This is a genomic window from Williamsia sp. Y721, from assembly GCF_059683565.1.
Window position 1 is genome coordinate 468,734 of the sequence record NZ_JCASNH010000002.1, and the last position, 18,004, is coordinate 486,737.

General features: G+C 65.0%; 17 protein-coding genes. 7 read left to right on the forward strand and 10 right to left on the reverse strand.

Annotation, left to right across the window (positions count from 1 at the left end):
- Positions 1–54 precede the first annotated feature (54 nt).
- The 5 genes from AC56PL_RS10915 to AC56PL_RS10935 form a co-directional block, all read right to left on the reverse strand.
- Positions 55–969 (reverse strand): DUF5926 family protein, encoded by a 915-nt coding sequence (locus tag AC56PL_RS10915; protein WP_497153828.1) that lies wholly within the window; start codon positions 967–969, stop codon positions 55–57.
- Between the two features lie 9 nt (positions 970–978).
- Positions 979–1,833, reverse strand: a complete 855-nt coding sequence (locus AC56PL_RS10920; RefSeq protein WP_495513718.1) for a glycerophosphodiester phosphodiesterase family protein — start codon at positions 1,831–1,833, stop codon at positions 979–981.
- The gene (locus tag AC56PL_RS10925) at positions 1,761–2,825 is read right to left on the reverse strand and encodes a DUF4328 domain-containing protein (protein WP_497153829.1); all 1,065 of its coding nucleotides are present in this window, start codon (positions 2,823–2,825) and stop codon (positions 1,761–1,763) included. Before AC56PL_RS10925 ends, AC56PL_RS10920 begins: the two co-directional genes overlap by 73 nt.
- A complete protein-coding gene (locus tag AC56PL_RS10930) occupies positions 2,822–3,184 on the reverse strand; it encodes a rhodanese-like domain-containing protein (protein WP_497154289.1) in 363 nt (120 codons plus the stop codon). Before AC56PL_RS10930 ends, AC56PL_RS10925 begins: the two co-directional genes overlap by 4 nt.
- Positions 3,185–3,778: 594 nt before the next feature.
- Positions 3,779–4,645: a S49 family peptidase gene (locus tag AC56PL_RS10935; protein WP_497153830.1), complete on the reverse strand. Its 867-nt coding sequence runs from the start codon at positions 4,643–4,645 to the stop codon at positions 3,779–3,781.
- 73 nt (positions 4,646–4,718) lie between these two features.
- On the opposite strand from AC56PL_RS10935, the gene AC56PL_RS10940 reads away from it, so the two are divergent.
- The 5 genes from AC56PL_RS10940 to AC56PL_RS10960 all read left to right on the forward strand — a co-directional run bounded on the left by AC56PL_RS10940 (position 4,719) and on the right by AC56PL_RS10960 (position 8,594).
- On the forward strand, positions 4,719–5,462 hold the full coding sequence (locus tag AC56PL_RS10940; protein WP_497153831.1) for a VOC family protein: 744 nt from the start codon (positions 4,719–4,721) through the stop codon (positions 5,460–5,462).
- Between the two features lie 117 nt (positions 5,463–5,579).
- Positions 5,580–6,392, forward strand: coding sequence for an ABC transporter ATP-binding protein (locus AC56PL_RS10945; protein ID WP_497153832.1), 813 nt, complete (start codon positions 5,580–5,582; stop codon positions 6,390–6,392).
- A gap of 9 nt (positions 6,393–6,401) precedes the next feature.
- A complete protein-coding gene (locus AC56PL_RS10950) occupies positions 6,402–7,163 on the forward strand; it encodes an ABC transporter permease (protein WP_495513723.1) in 762 nt (253 codons plus the stop codon).
- A 13-nt stretch (positions 7,164–7,176) separates the two neighbouring features.
- Positions 7,177–8,004, forward strand: coding sequence for a helix-turn-helix domain-containing protein (locus AC56PL_RS10955; RefSeq protein WP_497153833.1), 828 nt, complete (start codon positions 7,177–7,179; stop codon positions 8,002–8,004).
- Positions 8,005–8,114: 110 nt separating this feature from the next.
- Complete coding sequence (locus AC56PL_RS10960) at positions 8,115–8,594, forward strand: hypothetical protein (protein WP_497153834.1); 480 nt, start codon at positions 8,115–8,117, stop codon at positions 8,592–8,594.
- Between the two features lie 5 nt (positions 8,595–8,599).
- Here AC56PL_RS10960 and AC56PL_RS10965 read toward each other — a convergent pair whose 3' ends face one another.
- The 5 genes from AC56PL_RS10965 to AC56PL_RS10985 all read right to left on the reverse strand — a co-directional run bounded on the left by AC56PL_RS10965 (position 8,600) and on the right by AC56PL_RS10985 (position 16,832).
- Complete coding sequence (locus tag AC56PL_RS10965) at positions 8,600–9,682, reverse strand: winged helix DNA-binding domain-containing protein (protein WP_497153835.1); 1,083 nt, start codon at positions 9,680–9,682, stop codon at positions 8,600–8,602.
- Positions 9,683–9,698: 16 nt separating this feature from the next.
- Positions 9,699–13,184 carry an ATP-binding protein gene (locus AC56PL_RS10970; protein WP_497153836.1) on the reverse strand — a complete coding sequence of 1,162 codons (3,486 nt, stop codon included), beginning with the start codon at positions 13,182–13,184 and terminating at the stop codon, positions 9,699–9,701.
- Positions 13,181–13,981 carry a DUF4194 domain-containing protein gene (locus AC56PL_RS10975; RefSeq protein WP_495513728.1) on the reverse strand — a complete coding sequence of 267 codons (801 nt, stop codon included), beginning with the start codon at positions 13,979–13,981 and terminating at the stop codon, positions 13,181–13,183. Before AC56PL_RS10975 ends, AC56PL_RS10970 begins: the two co-directional genes overlap by 4 nt.
- Entirely contained in the window at positions 13,978–15,531 is a 1,554-nt protein-coding gene (locus AC56PL_RS10980; RefSeq protein WP_495513729.1) for a DUF3375 family protein, read from the reverse strand. The genes AC56PL_RS10975 and AC56PL_RS10980 overlap by 4 nt, the downstream gene beginning before the upstream one ends.
- Before the next feature lie 140 nt (positions 15,532–15,671).
- Positions 15,672–16,832 (reverse strand): iron-containing alcohol dehydrogenase, encoded by a 1,161-nt coding sequence (locus AC56PL_RS10985; protein ID WP_497153837.1) that lies wholly within the window; start codon positions 16,830–16,832, stop codon positions 15,672–15,674.
- A 172-nt stretch (positions 16,833–17,004) separates the two neighbouring features.
- Here AC56PL_RS10985 and AC56PL_RS10990 point away from each other — a divergent pair, with 172 nt between their 5' ends.
- Positions 17,005–17,169 (forward strand): hypothetical protein, encoded by a 165-nt coding sequence (locus AC56PL_RS10990; RefSeq protein WP_495513731.1) that lies wholly within the window; start codon positions 17,005–17,007, stop codon positions 17,167–17,169.
- A gap of 202 nt (positions 17,170–17,371) precedes the next feature.
- On the forward strand, positions 17,372–17,974 hold the full coding sequence (locus AC56PL_RS10995; RefSeq protein ID WP_495513732.1) for a Fe-Mn family superoxide dismutase: 603 nt from the start codon (positions 17,372–17,374) through the stop codon (positions 17,972–17,974).
- The last annotated feature ends 30 nt before the right edge of the window (positions 17,975–18,004 follow it).

Genomic DNA, 18,004 nt, shown 5'->3' on the forward strand with positions numbered 1-18,004 from the left:
CGGATCTGATCCGGTCGGGCCCGCTTTGTTTTGCCTGGACTGCTGTCGCGAGTCTTAACGCAGTGTGACCTGGCGTGCCCGGATCCCGTCGCGGGACCGGCGCTCCTCGCTGGTCAGCTCGGCGTCGGTGGCCAGGGCCTCATTGAGCTGTTGGTTGAACCTCTCGGCGCCTGCGGTCCATTCCTGGGCATGCAGTTCGCGGTCCAGGTCGAATACCGGAACCAGAAGTCCGTGCGTGCGGAACGAGCCGGCAAAACGCGACCCTTCGCCCAGCGTCAGGCCACCGGCGGCATGTACGCGTGCCAGGGCAGCCATCATCTCGTCTTCGTCCTCGGGCCGAACCCACCGCAGATGGGCACGTTCACCGGCGTCGACCCACCAGGGGGCACCGACGAAATCGCCTTCCAGGCGTGCGGTCGGATGTATCGCGGCATTGGCCTGCTCGATCATCGCCTTGATCTGGGGAGCCGGATCGGTCTGCCCCTCGATCCACCAGTTGAAGTCGTCGTGGACGGTGATCGTCAGCGACTTGGCCGGATCGAGCACCTCGGTCAGTGACTTCGAGTCATCTGTCTCGACCTGTGAAAGCGAATCTCCGGCAGCACTTTCGGTCGCCCACTGGATCGCCGCGGCCAGCGCACGGCCCGGATCTTCGGGTTCGGGCTGAGTCTGCAACGCGACCAGACCGACAGTCGCGGAATCCTCGTCGCGCACCAGCGCGGGACCGGCCCCGGGCAGGACCGTGACCAGCCGGACCGGGTTGGCACCCGGTGTGATCAGTGGCAGGTCCGCGGTAGCGGAGGCCACGAACGAACGCAGCGCCACCAGGTCGCATTCGGCGGCAAGGCCTGCGAATGGACGGGGCACCGACGCTACTGCCTCGGCCTGCCGCTCTTTCCGGGCTGCCACCCGCTCGGCGCGATTACTTCCGGGGCGTGGACCACTGCCACGTTTACTCTTCTTTGCCACGCCCCGAACTTACGCAGCGAGCCAACCCCGGACCCGGTCGGGGTAGTTGGTTGCGATCCACCCGACGCCCAGATCGGCGCAGAACGTGGCGTCGCGGCGTTCGTCGACGGTCCAGCAGTAGGTCGCGCGACCCGCAGCCGCCGCTCGGTCGACGGCATCGGGATGTTCCCGCAGTGTGGAGATCGACGGCCCGATCGCGGTTGCACCCACTGCCGTCGCCGCACTGCCGCCGAGGAAGCGGGCGGTGTCACCCAGCAGAACCGTGGGCAGCATCGGGGCGTTGCGGCGGATCCGCCAGACGCCTGCGGTGGAGAACGAGATCACCACCGCCCGGCTGTGGTCGGCCGACGCCGGGCTTGCGACACCGAATCGCTGCAGCTCGGCGAGCAGCAACTGCTCCACCAGCCCGCCGAATCGCACCGGGTGTTTGGTCTCGATGAACAGCCGCACCGGCCGCTTCCAGTCGAGCGTCAGCGACAGCAATTGGGGCAATGTGAGGATCTCGGCCTGCAGACCCGAACTGTGCCGGGCACCGAAGTTGTACTCGCGGAGCTGGGCAAGGGTGAGTTCACTGACCACACCGGAACCGTCCGAGGTGCGATCGATGGTGCGGTCGTGCACGCAGACCAACTCGTGGTCGGCGGTCAGGCGCACGTCGCATTCGAGCCCGTCGGCGCCCTGTTCCAGAGCGAGTTCATACGCCGCGAGGGTGTGTTCGGGCCGATGGCCCGAGGCGCCGCGATGCGCAACGACCGCAGGCTTCTCCTGTCGGACCACTCTCGGCGTGTCACTCATGCCGCGACCACGAACCGCTTCGGGACCGTTACCGGCGCTTCCCGCGCCAGGAGCCGGGTGATGGTCCACCACAGTGCCACCGCGAACAGCGCACTGAGCACATCGGAGACGATCACCAGCACCAGCGCGTTGGACTGCCATACCAGGGTGTCGGCGAAGATCCGGATGCCGACCCCGGTGACCACCAGCGCGTTGACAACCAGCCAACCCGCCCATAACCACCACAGTCGCTTTCCCGTGTAGTCGGGAAGCAGATCATCCCGGCGATCGAGGAGCTCACGGAAGAACGCCAACGGCTTGACCAGGTTCAGGATCGGGATCCAGCAGCCCAACATGATCTGCTCGGGCGAGCGGGGATCCCGCTGATCATGGCGCCCGTAAGCCAGACGACGCTCCTCCATCAGCCAGCCCGCGAGCGCGAACAGGCACGCGATCATCATGCCGACCGCGGCCACCCCGGTGGCGATGACCGCGGTCCGGGCCGCCACCACCATCGCGTAGCTGATCGGGGCGTCCAGATTGATCACGAGCAGCACGTACAGCCAGGTCTGAGCGAGCGCGGCGAGTGTGAGGACGACCGCGGAGGCGATGAGCAACCGGGGTAACTTCGCCGCCATCCGTTCGATGTACGTCTTTTCCGGTTCGACCGGCTCGGAAAGCGGGATGTCCACCAGACCCCAACCGGGGTTGCGGTCGTAGTGGGGGGTGGGTGTCGGCTCCGCGGCCACCCGCCGTCGACCTGCCACCCGCGCCGCCCCCGGCATCGATGCCACCCACTTCACGCGACGCTGGGGCCGAGGTGCCGGACGTGATGTGCCGACTCCGGTGGTCCGGGCCGGAACATAAGTGTGGTCACGCTCGGCCTGCGTCATCGGGGGGCCGGGAGCACTCGACTGTGCACCGGGAGCGGCCCCCGGCCGCGCGATCCGGCCGTAGGCGTCGAGCGGGGTGAGCGGACCGTTGCACCGGGGACAACGGGGACGGCTGGGATCGTGCGGACCCGCGATGCGGCAATTCGGGCAGTAATCCCGTGCCGGCGGTGCTCCGGTGGGTCTGCTCACGGGGAGTTCCCAGGGTCAGGGCTGGCTCCCCCTGCACCCGATCCGTATTCCAACGGTCGGCCGGACTGCGCCCAGGACACCATGCCGCCGATGACGTTGGCGCCCTGGAATCCCCGCTGCATCAGGTAGCCGAGCACCCGCGCGGACCGGCCGCCGGAATGGCAGATGACGTAAAGGTCTGCATCCGGGTCGATTTCGTCGATGCGGGCGGGCACATCCCCGAGAGGGATATGGAGGGCACCGGGCGCATGACCCTCCGCCCATTCGTCGGGCTCGCGCACGTCCAACAGAATCGCATTGGTCTCGCCGACAAAATCGGCAGGCAGCTCGGTTACGGGTACCGAAGGGATTTCCGACATACTCACTCGACCATGGTGGCACGCACGGTGGCCGTGCGGCACGGGCTGGGACTTATCAACAAGTTATCCACAGGCCCTTCATTTTGTTCAATTCCGTGCCGAATCAGGGTCGGCGATTGAGCATCTGACATGTTGTGTGACCAGCTTCAACTGAAATTGTGATCCCGTTCACTCTACGGTCACGTTTGTTGATAACTTCTCCACAGTTTCCACAGCCTCATCCACAGGTTGAGCGTTGGTCGGCACCGGCTGAACCAGCACATTAGGGGGTGCCTGTGGATAACTTTCGGACTGCGTCCGCCGGCTACTCACAGGCGATCACAATCCGCCTGCCCATTTATCCACAACCCACCCGTCACTTCTGCACCACCAGCGGGTTTGCATTCAGGCCCCGGAAGGGGGACGGATCTGGTGTTGCGAGTCAGAAGTTTCTTGCTTGTATCCGGTGGAGCGATGGGTGGCTGGCAAGGCGGAAGAGGGAGGCATAGCGGAGCTATCCATGTCGAAGACGTGCGCCTTCGGCACAGCCGATGACAACGCTGGCAGGCGCCGATCGAACGCCGGAGACTGCAAAAGGACTTCTGACTCGGGGCACTAGAGCCCGAATCGCATCCACTGGGCGCGGCGCTCGACCGCTGAGATGGCACCGCCGACGAATCCGTCAACCGCTTCGGCGCTCGTTCCGGCCATCGTGGTGTCCGACGCCAATCCGGCGATTCGGGCCAACAGCGGCTTCGGCGGGGCGATGATCTCCAGTTCGGCATCGGGGAACCGCTCTGCCATCACCGACCGGAGGACACCGATACCGTCGACGAGTCCCACATCGACCGCCGCGCGGCCCACCCAGACATCGCCGTTGAAGAGGTCCGCGTCGGTCCCCACGAGTTTGGTGCCGCGGCGCTGTCGCACCCACGTGATGAAGGCGCCGTGGAGGTCGTCCTGCAGACCACGCAACCAGGCGACGTCCTCGGGCTTCTCCGGGGTGAACGGGTCGAGCCGGGACTTGTTCTCACCGGCGGTATGGACCCTGCGCTCCACCCCGACCCGGCTGATCAGGTCCTGCAGGCCGAAGCCTGACGAGACCACCCCGATCGAACCGACGATCGACGTGTGCGCCGCATAGATCTCGTCAGCGGCGCAGGCGATCCAGTACCCGCCCGAGGCCGCGATGTCCTCACAGAAGGCCATGACGCGCACGCCCTTCTCCGACGACAACTGCCTGATGCGCTCCGCGATGTACTCCGACTGCGTCGGCGATCCCCCGGGTGAATTGATCACCAGGACCACCGCTTTGAGTCGTTCGGTCTCGAACGCCCGAGTCAGGTTCGATTCGAGATTTTCCGCGGTCAACCCGTGACGACCGGGCCCGATCCCACCGATGATCCCTTCCAGGCGCACAACTGCAACCTTGTCGGCGTGCGCCTTTGCCATCCTGCGTGCGATCTTCTTCAAGGGACCCATCAGTCCACAGTAAGCGGACTCGTCCGCCGGAATGAGGGGGCAGCGCCGACCCCGACCCCCCACACTGGCCTATATGACAGTCCGATGGCTCTCCGTCTTCCTAGACTTCCCGCGCGAGAGTTTCAGCGACGAAGTGACGTTCTGGCGCGCGATCGCCGGCAGCACGGTGTCACCGGCCCGCGGCGCCCACCGCGAGTTCGCCTCGCTCGAACCGTTCAACGGTGACCCCCACCTGCGGGTCCAACGGATCGATTCCGGCGATGGTGGCGTGCATCTGGATCTGCACGTCGACGATCTGACCGAGTCGATCGGCCGGGCCAGTGCGCTCGGCGCCACGATCGTCTCGAAGAATCCCGACGTCGTGGTCCTGCGTTCACCCGGCGGCTTCAGCTTCTGTCTGGTCCCCTGGCGGGGCGAAAGCCGTCGCTCCCGCCCGATCCGCTGGCCGGGTGACACGATCAGCATCATCGATCAGGTCTCCATCGACGTCCCCGCCGCCGACTACGACATCGAGTGCGACTTCTGGGCGGCGCTGACCACCTGGCCGTGGCGGCAGGGCCTGCTACCGGAGTTCCGTAATCTGCGCCGCCCCGACGAGATGCCGTTGCGCATCATGTTGCAGCGGGTGAGATCCCGGCACATCGGCGGTCACCTGGATCTGGCGAGCACCCACCCCGAAGAAGAGGTGGCGCGACACGAGGGCTGGGGCGCCAAAGTGGTCGAACACCAACGCTTCTGGACGGTGATGGAAGATCCGATCGGACGGCGCTACTGCATCACCCACCGGAACCCGCGGTCCGGGAATCTGGCGCAGTGACGCGCCGATCGTAAATCACGCCTCGAACGCTTGACCTTGACGCAGGGTCAACCCTCCATCCTTGTCGCAGAAGCTTCCGCACAGATCGGAACCGCTTCCTGCGAAAGGAGATAGACGATGACACCAGCACCGAGCACCGGCCCGGCGATTGCTGTGCAGGGACTTGAAAAATCGTTCGGGAAACTCGAGGTACTGCGGGGCGTGGACTTCGATGTCGCGCGGGGCAGCGTCTTCGCGTTGCTCGGCTCGAACGGTGCGGGCAAGACGACCGTCGTGAAGATCCTGTCGACGCTCCTGGCGGCCGACGCGGGTTCAGCCCGCGTCAACGGCTTCGACACCGCGTCGCAGGCCGACGAGGTACGCAAGTCGATCAGCCTCACCGGACAGTTCGCCGCGGTTGATGAGATCCTGACCGGCCGGGAGAACCTCGCCCTCATCGCGAGGCTCCGGCACGTCAAGAATCCGGGCGCAACGGCAGAGGCTCTTCTGCAACGCTTTTCACTGACCGAAGCGGCCGGGCGAAGGGTCTCGACATACTCGGGTGGCATGCGCCGCCGCATCGACATCGCCATGAGCCTGATCGGGGATCCACCGGTGATCTTTCTGGACGAACCGACAACCGGACTCGACCCCGAGGCACGTATCGAGGTGTGGGACACCGTGAAGAGCCTCGCCGGGCGCGGTACGACGGTACTGCTCACAACGCAGCATCTGGAAGAGGCCGAGCATCTCGCCGACCGGATCGCGATCCTGCATCAGGGACGGATCATCGTCAACGGCACCCTCGCCGAACTCAAGGCTCTGCTGCCACCCACCGAGGTCGAGTACGTCGAGAAGCAGCCGACGCTTGAAGACGTCTTCTTTGCGGTCGTCGGCGATGGAGGCAAACGCGCCGACGCCGCCACCCCCACCCACTCGACCACCACGTAGGGAACGATCATGGTCACCCAATCCATCGCCGACACCGCCGTTCTCACCGGACGGACGCTGCGTCATGTCACGCGCAGCATCGACACCATCATCACGACCGCACTCATGCCGATCGCGTTGATGCTGATGTTCGTCTACGTATTCGGCGGCGCAATCGACACCGGCTCGGTCGACTACATCGACTACATGCTTCCCGGCATTCTGCTCATCACGATCGCCTCTGGTATCTCCTACACCGCATTCCGGCTCTTCCAGGACGTGCGGGGCGGAATTTTCGAACGCTTCCGGTCCATGCCGATCGCACGGTCGGGGGTGCTGTGGGCACATGTTCTGACCTCACTCGTCGCCAACGCGATCTCGTTGGTGATCGTGGTGGGCGTAGCCCTGCTGATGGGGTTCCGCTCAGACGCAGGCATTCTGGCCTGGCTCGGGGTGATTGCCATCCTGCTGCTGTTCACCCTCGCGCTGACCTGGATCGCGGTGATCCCCGGCCTCACCGCGACGACGGTGGAGGGCGCGAGCGTGTTCGCCTACCCGCTCATCTTCCTGCCGTTCCTCAGCTCGGCGTTTGCGCCGACCGAGACCATGCCCGGCCCGGTGCGGTGGTTCGCCGAGAATCAACCGGTGACTTCGATCGTCAATACGCTCCGTGATCTGTTGGCCGGCGGGTCCGTCGGTAGCGACATGTGGATCGCAGTGGCCTGGTGCGTCGGGATCGGTGTCCTGGCATATCTCTTCGCGACCATCACCTTCCGCCGGAAGACCAGCTGAGGCAGGCTGAACCATGCTCACCATCAGCCAGTTGGCGACCTACGCGGGAGTGACGGTGCGGGCGATCCGGCACTACCACAAGATCGGGCTGCTACCGGAGCCCGAACGCGACCACTCCGGTTACCGGATCTACGACGCCGCCGCGGTGGTGACCCTGATCCGGATCCACACGCTGGCCGATGCCGGTGTGCCGCTGGCCCGGGTGGAAGAACTGCTCGACGCCGACGCGGACGAGTTCACCGAGGGTCTCGGGGAGATCGACAAGAAGCTGCGTGCCGAGATCCGCCGGCTGCAGGACACCCGCAAGCGGCTCACCCGGCTGGCCGCAGGCGAGCATCTGGCGATACCGCAGAGCGTGGTCGACTACCTCGACCGGTTGCGCGGGCTCGGCCTCGCGGAACGCTACATCGAGATGGAGCGCGACGCCTGGATCATGATCGCCGCTCAGGTACCAGACCAGATCGACGATGTCATCGTCATGAAGCAGAAAGAGCTCGACGACCCCGACATCGTCCGGCTCTACACGATGCTCAGCGGCGCATTCGACTGGCAGACCGACGATCCGCGGATCTTCGAGGTCGCCGACATCATCGAGCGCCAGATGATCCGCGCGGTGGAGGCCGGCGAGTACGAGGTCGATGGTTTCGACGATCCGTTCATCAAACTTCTGGACGCGACCACGTTCGAAGCCGCACCGATCGTGAAACCGATTCTGGCTGAACTGGAAGCGCGAGGCTGGAAGGGATGGACCCGTATCGAACGCATCCCGGCCGACCGGCTGAGCACCGCAGTGGCGCCACTCAGCGGTCATTCAGGTGGCGCCGGTCATTCAGATGAATGAATTCCGGCCCGGCCGGAACAGTTTCGGTTGCACCGGCGATAGACCCAGCACATTCACCGCACGTTTCGAGCTCGACCGGGTTTCACCTCGACGCATAGGAGACAGGCACGATGGCTCACCACAACATCCGGCGTAACGCCGCCGCGGCTTTGTTTGCGCTCGCCGCCACGATCGGAATCGGCACCATCGGTGCCGGACAGGCCTCCGCGGAGACCGTTGTCCCGATGACTCGCTGTTGGGGTGTGAGCCCCTATATCGTCGACCAGCCGTTCAGTACCGCACGGTTGTTCGTCTACCCGACCGGTCCCGGGCGGGTGAACGCCGCCGTGCGTGATGTCTCCACCAACTGGGCGATCTTCTCCCGCGACCTCAGCTATGACTCGATCGGCCGTCTGGACTGGCGGAACCGGAACACCGGCCGCGCCGGGACGACCTTCGACACCGCCCGCATCGGCGCCTACGTTTCAGGCCCCACCTTCGATCTCAACACCGGCGCGGGCACCGTCGACTTCACCTTCTCCGCGGTCAACCGCAACGCCCTGTGGGCGATCCCGTCGACATCTTGCTCGGGGACCATGCAGGTGCAGTAAGACGGTCAGGCGTTGCAGAACGCGGTGAGCTGTTCGCGTTCTGACTCCACACCCCGCTTCTCGGACGCCGACACCTTGATCAGGTAGTTGACGTCGATGGCGGTGTTCTTCCCGTCCTTCACCGGCTTCCAGGTACCCGCCACCCGGCCGTCGACCAACACGAATCCAGGTGATCTTCCGTTGGGGGTGACCAGATGCGGGAACACCTCGTCATCGACAACACGACGGCGGTCGGTTCCCTGTGAGACAACGATGTTGTCGAAGGGCGCCACCAGACGGGCCGGTGCGGGCAGGGTTTCGTCGGCAAGAGCGATACCTGCGAGGTCGAACAGTTCCTCGCCACCCGGACCGGTCAGCTTGTCCAGCTCCCAATCCGCTTCCATCGCCTCGACGACGGGACGAAGCCGCGTCATGCCCGCCCAGCTCCCGATCCCCTTGATCGTCGCGGGACCGAACCCGCGCAGGTACAGGCGGATGAGATCCTTGACCGCCTCGTCCCCCGTCACCGCCGACTCGCCGGGTCCACACCAGTCGTCGTAGAGGCTGTAGGTGGTCGTCGCCGAACCCTGCCACGTTCCCCGCGGCGGCACCTGGACCAGCGGGACCAGGCAGCGGACCACGGTGGCCAAGGATGCGGCGACGGCATCCGGCCACCGCTGCGCCAAGGAGGCGCTGAGCTCTTTCACGGAAAGTTCTGTGCCACTGAGCAACTCACGTCCGTGCTGGGCCACGTCCTCGGGATCGGCGCCGGCCAGATGCTTGACATGGTTGTTCCGCATCTCGCCGTCCATGCTCGCCTGGGCCAGCGGTCGTACCCAGCGCGCATCTTCGGCGTCCATGAGAAAAACCGTGCTGCGCAGCAGTGCCATCCGCACCACCTCGCGACCGGTCATCAACTCATCGAGGTCCGCCGGGTCGAAATCGGCTATCCGTGACCACAATCCGTAGAACGCGACCTTGGGATCCTGGGACTGCAACCCCACGCACCGATCGAGGACGTCGAGCACATCCTCATCAATCCGCTCGAGGAGGTGCTGCCGTTGCAGCAACGTCCGGTTCCACTGCCGCAGACTGATCGATCCGGCCATGCTGTCCGCCCGTTCTCTACTTGCGTCCACCCGAGGCCCGCGCATCGGCCAACTCACCGAACGTGGCGGCCCGGGCGTCGGAGCGAGCCCCGGTTTCACCGATCTGCTTGTCCACCAGGATGACCTGGCCGATGAAGGGTTCGACGATACCGACCATGCGGATCGGGGCCGCGATGATCAGCTGAAATCCGAACTGCTCGAACGCCCGCAACGACTGCGAGCTGAACGTCTCATCGGACTTGCTGAACGCCTCATCCAACATCAGCGGCGCGAAGCTGGGTCTCGGGTCGAGGTCCGCCTGCCCCTTCGCCTCGTGACCACCGTGGCTCAATGAATAGCTCAGCGCCGCAGCCAAACAGAACGCCACCAGCTTCTCCTGCTCACCACCGGAGTTGGATGCGGTGTTGCGGTAGGTGTGCACCGGTGGATCGTCCGCAGGTGCACCGGCCGCGAGCTCCTTGCCATAGAACGTGTAGCTGTTGCGGACGTCGAGGACGTTGTCGCACCAGCGACGGCTCTCGGCATCGGTACCGGTGAGCCGGGCCACCAGATCGCGGATGCGATAGAACTGGCGGGCCAGCACCGCGCCGTCACCGCCCTTGGCAGCCGGGGCATCCCGGATCATCTGGTCGACGATCTTGGCGAACTCACGGGACTCGTCGGTGGGGTTGTACAGCTGCGCGATCTGCAGATACGTGCCCTCGTTGAAGTCCACGCGGTGCAGTCCGAGGTTGACCTCGGCGATACCGCGCGTGATGCGCTTGTTGGTGTCGGTGATCTCCTTGTACAGATTCGACACCGAATGGCTGATGTCCGTGGTGATCAGCTGCCGGAAGCGCTGCTGCGTGGAGGCCAGACCGTGCTCGACGAGGCTGGTGTGGATGGACACCAGATCGGCGGCGTACTCGATGGTGGCACTCAGGTTCGCCGACGCCTCGGGCCATTCCCGCAAGAAGGCCTCCGCCGCCCGCACAACCTTGTTCTCCGCGCCATCGCGTTCGGCATTCGCCTTGCCGACAATCGCTTCCAATGCGTTACGCAGATCCGAACGCACCTCGCCGTAGTTGTCGAGGGTCAGTGTCTTGCCACCCGCGGACAGGGTCTCGGCGAGCACCTCTGCGAGGTACCCGCGGTCTCCGTCGTCGATCTTGAAGTTCTCGGCCTTGACCTGCTCGAACTCGGCAAACCACCGGTCCCAGTCAGATCCGATGTGGCCCAGCTGATCACCGAGTGCGCCCACCCGGGCCACGGCCTCACGCCAGTCGGCGCGCGCGATCTCGACCTGCTCTTCGAGTTCGGCGAGGTCGACGCGGTTCTCGCGGACCCGGTCGATGCGGGTGTTCAACTCGTCGGCATCGCGCTGCGACGACCACCAGTTGAGTTCGGCCCACGATGCATATCCGGCCAGCGAATCGGCATTCTTCGCGCGTTCCCGGTTCTGCTCCAGCAGATCTCGTTTGTCCTGGGCAGCCTGACGCGCCTCGCGGTACACCGCTTCGAGGTGATCCCGAGACTCCTCGAGGGCAGCGCGTTTGCCGTCGGTGTTCGATCCGAGGATCCACTGGGTACGGTCCGACACCGACCGGCGGTCGTCCTTACGGAAGCGGTCGCGGCCGGACTTCACCAGACCCTGCGGCGTCACCGCCAACAGATGGTTCTCGAGTTGGGCAGGCAGATCGACGCACATGTGTTCGGCGCTGTGCGCCACCACATTCGCCAGCCACGACCCCGCCGGGTGGCGACGGTCGACCAGGAGCTTCTCCGCGAGCGATCCGGGTACGGGTGCGCCCGACGAGGACGCATTCTCTTGGTAGACGCGGTATTCCAGCACACCGCCGAGGTTGGTGCGGTTGACGAAGTCGCCGATCGTCCGCCGGTGGGTCTCCGGCACGAGCATCGTCATACCGAGGCCACGGAGCACCCGCTCGGCAGCGCCGGCCCAGCGGTCCTTTTCCTCGGGGTCGACGTCGATGAGTTCGGCGGCAAACGGAAGATCCTCGGGCGGCACACCGGTGGCCTGCGCGATCCCGTCACGCTGCCCGAGCACTTCACGGGGCAGCAGCGACCGGCGGGTGTTGAGGCTCGACAGTTCTTCGACCGCACCTTCGTACGCGCGGCGCGCATCGGTCTCGGCGGTGAAGAACGCATGCGCCGACGTCGCGAGACGCTCTGCCGATTCCCTTGCCGCCCGGGCGATCTCCGGTGCCCGCAACCTCAAGGCCGCGAACTCATCCTGGGTCTCGGGGGTCTGCTCACCGAGCCCACCCACCAATGTGGAGTAGCGCTCATAGGCCCGGTTCCGTGCGGTCACCTGCTGTTCGAACGATTTCAGTTCCGATTCCAGCGTGGTCAGCTCGCCCTTCTCGGACGTCAGCTGATCTCGCAGGGATCCATGGCGTTCTTCACGTTCGTCGGCCAGGTTCTCCCAATTGGCGACCTCGTTGTCCAGGCGCAACCGGTCGGCGTCGATCCGGTCGAGCCGCTCCTGCAACAACGTCATCCGATGCTCGCGCATGAATCCACGCATCGGCGGGCCAAGCAACGTGCCCGCCCTGGTGGTGGATTCCTCTGCGCTGCAATAGGTTTTCCACGCCTCGGGGATCGGGCGCAACACCTGTTCCTGTGCATTCGCGCGCGCGGCGGCCTGGTACGCCTCGTCGAGTTGGGTGAAGTTCTCCACCAACCGCTCGGCCTTGGCGTAGGTCTCCGGGCGATCGAGCATGTAGGTACGGATGAACAGGTTGAGGTCGCCGACGTTTTTCATCGCCTTGGCCTTACCCATCAGCGATAGCGCGGCCGACGACTGGCCGATGCCCACCCGCCGGCGCAGGGCCTCCTGATAGGCGCTCTGCACGTCAAAGCACTCGACTGTCGGATTGGTCGTCCGGAAACGCCGGATGTCGAAACCGCTTTGGGCCCAGGCATTGAGCGACAACAGATCCCAGTGCCCGTCGTGCAACTGGTACCACGACCGCAGCGAACTGCCGTCGGTACCCGAACCGGGGAACCACTTGATCGCAACCGCGGTCGTCGCCGACCCGGCACCGTTGTCGTAGGTGGCCGCGATCGCCGACCAGGTGGCACCGTCGGCGCGCAGGTACTGAACCTGCGACTGGTTGTAGCGATCGTCGTTCTCCGCCCATGCACCCCGCACGTAGTCGGCCATCGAACGGGCCGCCTTCTTGGCGCCCTTTGCGGTGAGGTCGGCTGATGCGTTGAACACCTGGTCGTAGGTGGGCAGAAGGACCACCGAGTGGCCGTCCATCATCGACGACTTTCCCGACCCCGACGGGCCCGTCAGCATCACGCCGCGCTCGTCGATCGGGTAGTCCTTGTATCCGTCGAACGTGCCCCAGTTGACCATTTGGAGTCTGGTCAAACGGAACTGCCCGATGTTGAGCGTGCGCTTGCCTGCCGGTTCGGTCGGTCGGGCTCCGCCATCGGCTGCTGCGAGTTCGGATGGGCGGGCGCCGTTTCCGTCACGTTCCAGGATCTCGGTCATGATGTGCGCTCCTGGTCATCGAGTTCAGCCAGGTCGGTACCGGCCTCCTCGTAGTCACCGGCCAGGCGTCGATACGCCTCCGTGTAGGCGGCCACCTGCTCCGGTCCGAGCAGGGAGGCGATCACACCCAGCACCACATAGCGGTCGGTGCCCGGAAGAGCCCTGATGATCTTGCGGGATTCGAGCTGATTGATCGCGGCATCGATACGTTTGACGAACCCCGCCTCGTCCGTATCCGACACCGGCTTGTAAGTGAGCATGTGGTCGATGATCTCGCCACGTTCGACCACCACCGACTCGTCGGCACTGGTCAGGTACTTCTGGCGGAGGAACAGCGCCAGCACCGAAGCCGCCAACGTCAGCGTCTGCGCCCGCAGGATGTTGCGCTGCCTCGGGTCGTTCTCCGAGACCTGCCTGGTGAACGCGTACTTGTGTTCCCGATTGATCTCCAGCTGCAGGTTCAGCTCCGACAGCCTCGACCGGATGACCTCTTCATGGATCTCGATCGTCTTCCAGTTGCGTGATCGCACCGAAACATGCGCCGCGGCAACAAGTTCTTGCAAGGCATAACAGACCGGTGCGGGCAGCGCCGAGGTATCGCCCTCGAATCGCGCGTCGACCCGGGCCTCGCTGATGCTCCCGACCGGCACTGATCCGTCGAATGCGAAGTGGGACAGGTCGACCGGAGGCGCCTCGAATGCTTCGGGGGAGTCGACGAACAGGTCGTCGCCGTCCTGCTCCGCCTCACCTTGTGGTGCGTCCGCGTGTTCGGGGACCTGATCTTCCGATGTGGTCATCGACCTCTCCTGGTGGAACTGGGGGCGGATGCGTTGGGGGCGGTGTCATCGGTACTCGGCTCGTCGAGCAAGTGCATGACCTCGTGCGGCAACGCCGTGATCGGATCGGGTAGCGCGCTGGTGAATCGCACTGCGGGTAAGTAGATTTCACGCAGCCCACGGGCGGTGTGGGCCAAAACGGTGACGGTGCTGTCATTGTCGGTGGCGCCGTGACGCTGGGCCAGCGACCAGATGCCGACCACGTCACCGGTCCGGGCTTTCGGCAACCGGGCGAGTACCTCGTCGATGCCCGCCGGGCCGATGCTCAGCGCCTCGTTGACCGCATCGGTCAGTGAATGCCAGTCGATCGACTCCACACCCACCAGGTCGACGGGGTTGATGCTGATCTCACCTGCGGTGTCGGCGACCGCACCCGGCGACTCGACGATGCCGTCGTGGAATATCAGTGCGCCAACGGAATTGGTGACCGCAGCACTCATGGGAACCTCGATTCCCATGTCGCGGCCCGGACCGGCTTCGGTGAACGCGGCCATCGCGGCCCGCTGGGCATCGGCGATCTGCGCCCGCAACGCGCGGTAGTGCAGGAAGTCACCGTCTTTGACGAAGGTGTTGATGCGCCGGTAGACCTGCCCGCGCACCTCGTCGACCGCCTGCACCTCATCCCACATACGGTCGATGAACCCGGTCAAGGTGTCGAGGAGGTCGGGCGGCAGGTTCGGCAACCCGGTGGCGATCCGCTCGATGCTCGACTCCAGATCCTCTCGCAGGCGGTGATCGGCGATGAGCGTGTAGAAGGTGTCGAAAGCCTTGCCCTCGTCCGAATCGGCCAGTGCGTCATGGCCGTCGAACATGCGGTTGAGTACGTCGGCGTGCGATCCCTGCTCGGCATCGATCCCGGTGGTCAACAGTGCCCGCGAGTTCTCGCGCATCTTCTCGCCGTATCCGATGATGTCGGCGGGCATACGTTCGGCGAGTGAACTGACCATCCGAATGTCATCGAGCACCCGACGGGTATCGACCACCGGCACCGCACCGGCGGCCAATTCGTCGCGCCGCCTGGACAATTCGGCGATCTTGCGGTCGATGTCTCGGATGTGCTCGCCCGGGTCTGGATCGATCGACACCGCGATGTTGGACAGCCGCGACATCACGAGTTCGAGCACGGTCTCGGTGGCCACCGTACGGTTCTGCCGAACCGCCTGCACCTGCGCGATGGCCTGGGTGGCACCCCGGGTGAGTTGATAGCGCTCGATGGTCGAATCATTCTGGAGTGTGCGCGCCAGGTATCCGGCTCGCACCCACCGGTCGAGGAGGTCGTCCGGCGTCGGCAATTCCCAGCCACGATCGGTCCAGTGCCCGGCCAGGTCGTCGAGGTCCTTCTCGATGCCGGCCGCAAGGTGATCGCCGTCGACCTGCCCGTCGGCCAGCCGTGCCGCCATGATCGCGAGGTACGGCACCGCATTGCGGGAACGCAGGAGCCGCAGTGTGACGTCACTATCGGCGTTGTCACCGTAGGCGGCATACAGTTGCGCGGCAGTGGGCCGTGCCATGTGTCCCCCTCGGTTCGGCAACGTCGTGTGTTTCGGTGGTCCAGGTTTGGACGCGCGGCAACCCTCGCAGGTTGCCCGCAGGCGATGATAGTTGCCGGTTCGGCACGCTGAAGACCACGCGTGTCAGCCGGTGATCACCCTCACCGGTAGATCTCCGCGTAGAGCTTCTCGATCTCTGCTGCCGACGGGATCCGCGGGTTGTTGGCCGGGGAACCCGACTCGATCGCCTGGCGCGCCATCAGCGGGATCAAGTCGTCCCAACGCTCCGGCGCGATACCGCTGCGCTCCGGGGTGGGGACCGCCAGCTCCTCCGACAGCCTGGTGAGTTCGTCGACGAGCAGACCCGCTGCGCGTTGATCGGAGTCGGTCACCGCGGCACAGCCCAGCGCGCGAGCGCAGTCCGCGTAGCGCTCGGTGGCGCCCTCCAGCGAGAACCGGGTCACCGCCGCGAACAGCATGGCGTTCGACAGACCGTGCGCGAGGTGGAAGTGCGCGCCGATGGGCCTGCTCATGCCGTGGACCAGCGCCACGGACGAGTTCGAGAAGGCGATCCCGGCATGGAGTGCCGCCTGCATCATCGCCGACCTGGCGTCGCGATCCGAACCGTCGGCATACACCCGTCGCAGGTGCCCACCGATCGCCGTGATCGCTCGCAGGCAGAAATCGTCGGAGAACGTGTTGTTCTTCCGGCTGACATACGCCTCCACGGCATGGGTGAGCGCGTCGATACCCGTGTCGGCGGTGAGCCGGGCGGGCATCGACAGCGTCAGCTCGTAGTCGACGATCGCCGCGACCGGCAAGAACGCACGTCCGATGCAGAGCATCTTCTCGTCGCTCTCACTGTCGGTGATGATCGTGAACTGTGTGGCCTCGGATCCGCTTCCCGCTGTGGTCGGCACGGCCACCACCGGCAATCCCGGCGCATCGTTGCGCAGTGGGGCCTTGTAGTCGCGCATCGTGCCGTTGCGGACCGCGAGCAGAGCCAATGCCTTCGCCGTGTCCATCGGGCTGCCCCCACCGAAACCGATCAACAGGTCCGCCCCGTGATCGCGGACCGCCCGCAGCCCCGATTCCAGCGATGCGGTGGTGGGATCGGGAACGGTTCCGTCGAAGTAGTCGGCGTCGAGTCCGGCAGCCTCCAGCGCCCGCACGACGCGTTCTGGCGCACCCTGCGAAGACAGGAAACCGTCGGTGATCAGGAGTGGTCGACGAGCCCCGAGTCCGACGATCACATCAGGTAGCTGATCTATCGCCCCGGCTCCGATGCGGATCTCTCGCGGCAGTGCGATGGAGCTGATCATCGGGTAATCCTAACCACCCGCCCGATCGGGATCTCCCGGTCACAACAAGGGTGCCGATTTACCCGTTCGGGTTGAGTCGCGGGAGCAGACGTGTTTAGCTGTGCGACACAAAGCCCGTGTGACCACAGTCACTTCGGGTCGAAAAAGCTGATTGCTGACGGCAGGAGATCGGGTGGCATCCTCGACCAGCTCAGGCGCAGGCGCCCGACGGTTCGAGCGTCGCCGAAGCGCGTGGCCGGGGTCCGAACCCATCAATGTCGCGACCCGGTGTGTCACCACAAGCCTCAGCATCGTTGCCCTCCTTGCGCTCCTGCTGATCCTCATCTTCTTCGCATAACCGCTGGTCCACGGCCTGTAGACCGCCACAAACGGACACCTCAAACCTCAACCGGGCTTGAGGTGCATTCGGCGTGCGGTATTGCACATCCCAACCGCCTACGGAAGGGTAGAACTGCGTTCAATTGGGTAAGCCCCTTAAATGCCCAGCGCGCCGACTACCAAGCGGGGACGACGGGTCCCCAGATAGTGAGAGGAACATCGTGTCTGACTACACCTTGCCGGAACTCGACTATGACTACGCAGCTCTTGAGCCGCACATCTCCGGCAGGATCATGGAGCTGCACCACAGCAAGCACCATGCCACCTACGTTGCCGGTCTCAACGCCACGCTCGGCAAACTGGCCGAGGCACGTGAAGACGGCACGATCGCAGACAAGGTCGCAGGCCTGAGCAAGACGCTGGCCTTCCACCTCGGTGGCCACACCAACCACTCCATCTTCTGGAAGAACCTGTCCCCCAACGGAGGAGACAAGCCCGAAGGTGAGCTGGCCGCAGCCATCGACGATCAGTTCGGCAGCTTCGACAAGTTCCGCGCCCACTTCACCGCCGCCGCAGCCACCCTGCAGGGCAGCGGCTGGGCCATCCTGGCGTACGACGCTTTCATCGGCCAGCTCGTGATCCTGCAGCTCACCGATCAGAGCGGCAACATCCCGCCGAACCAGACCCCCATCGTGCTGCTGGACATGTGGGAGCACGCCTTCTACCTGGACTACCAGAACGTCAAGCCCGACTACATCAAGGCTTGGTGGAACATCGTCAACTGGGCCGACGCTGCTGAGCGTTTCGCCAAGGCGACCGCTTGATCCCGTAGATCCGGCAGGAAACTGCGGCAG

What these genes read in the sequence shown, in the direction of transcription:
- AC56PL_RS10930 (WP_497154289.1), bottom strand. Translation starts at nt 3,184, where the DNA reads ATGTCGGAAATCCCTTCGGTACCCGTAACCGAGCTGCCTGCCGATTTT.
- AC56PL_RS10935 (WP_497153830.1), bottom strand. Translation starts at nt 4,645, where the DNA reads ATGGGTCCCTTGAAGAAGATCGCACGCAGGATGGCAAAGGCGCACGCC.
- AC56PL_RS10940 (WP_497153831.1), top strand. Translation starts at nt 4,719, where the DNA reads ATGACAGTCCGATGGCTCTCCGTCTTCCTAGACTTCCCGCGCGAGAGT.
- AC56PL_RS10945 (WP_497153832.1), top strand. Translation starts at nt 5,580, where the DNA reads ATGACACCAGCACCGAGCACCGGCCCGGCGATTGCTGTGCAGGGACTT.
- AC56PL_RS10950 (WP_495513723.1), top strand. Translation starts at nt 6,402, where the DNA reads ATGGTCACCCAATCCATCGCCGACACCGCCGTTCTCACCGGACGGACG.
- AC56PL_RS10955 (WP_497153833.1), top strand. Translation starts at nt 7,177, where the DNA reads ATGCTCACCATCAGCCAGTTGGCGACCTACGCGGGAGTGACGGTGCGG.
- AC56PL_RS10960 (WP_497153834.1), top strand. Translation starts at nt 8,115, where the DNA reads ATGGCTCACCACAACATCCGGCGTAACGCCGCCGCGGCTTTGTTTGCG.
- AC56PL_RS10965 (WP_497153835.1), bottom strand. Translation starts at nt 9,682, where the DNA reads ATGGCCGGATCGATCAGTCTGCGGCAGTGGAACCGGACGTTGCTGCAA.
- AC56PL_RS10970 (WP_497153836.1), bottom strand. Translation starts at nt 13,184, where the DNA reads ATGACCGAGATCCTGGAACGTGACGGAAACGGCGCCCGCCCATCCGAA.
- AC56PL_RS10975 (WP_495513728.1), bottom strand. Translation starts at nt 13,981, where the DNA reads ATGACCACATCGGAAGATCAGGTCCCCGAACACGCGGACGCACCACAA.
- AC56PL_RS10980 (WP_495513729.1), bottom strand. Translation starts at nt 15,531, where the DNA reads ATGGCACGGCCCACTGCCGCGCAACTGTATGCCGCCTACGGTGACAAC.
- AC56PL_RS10985 (WP_497153837.1), bottom strand. Translation starts at nt 16,832, where the DNA reads ATGATCAGCTCCATCGCACTGCCGCGAGAGATCCGCATCGGAGCCGGG.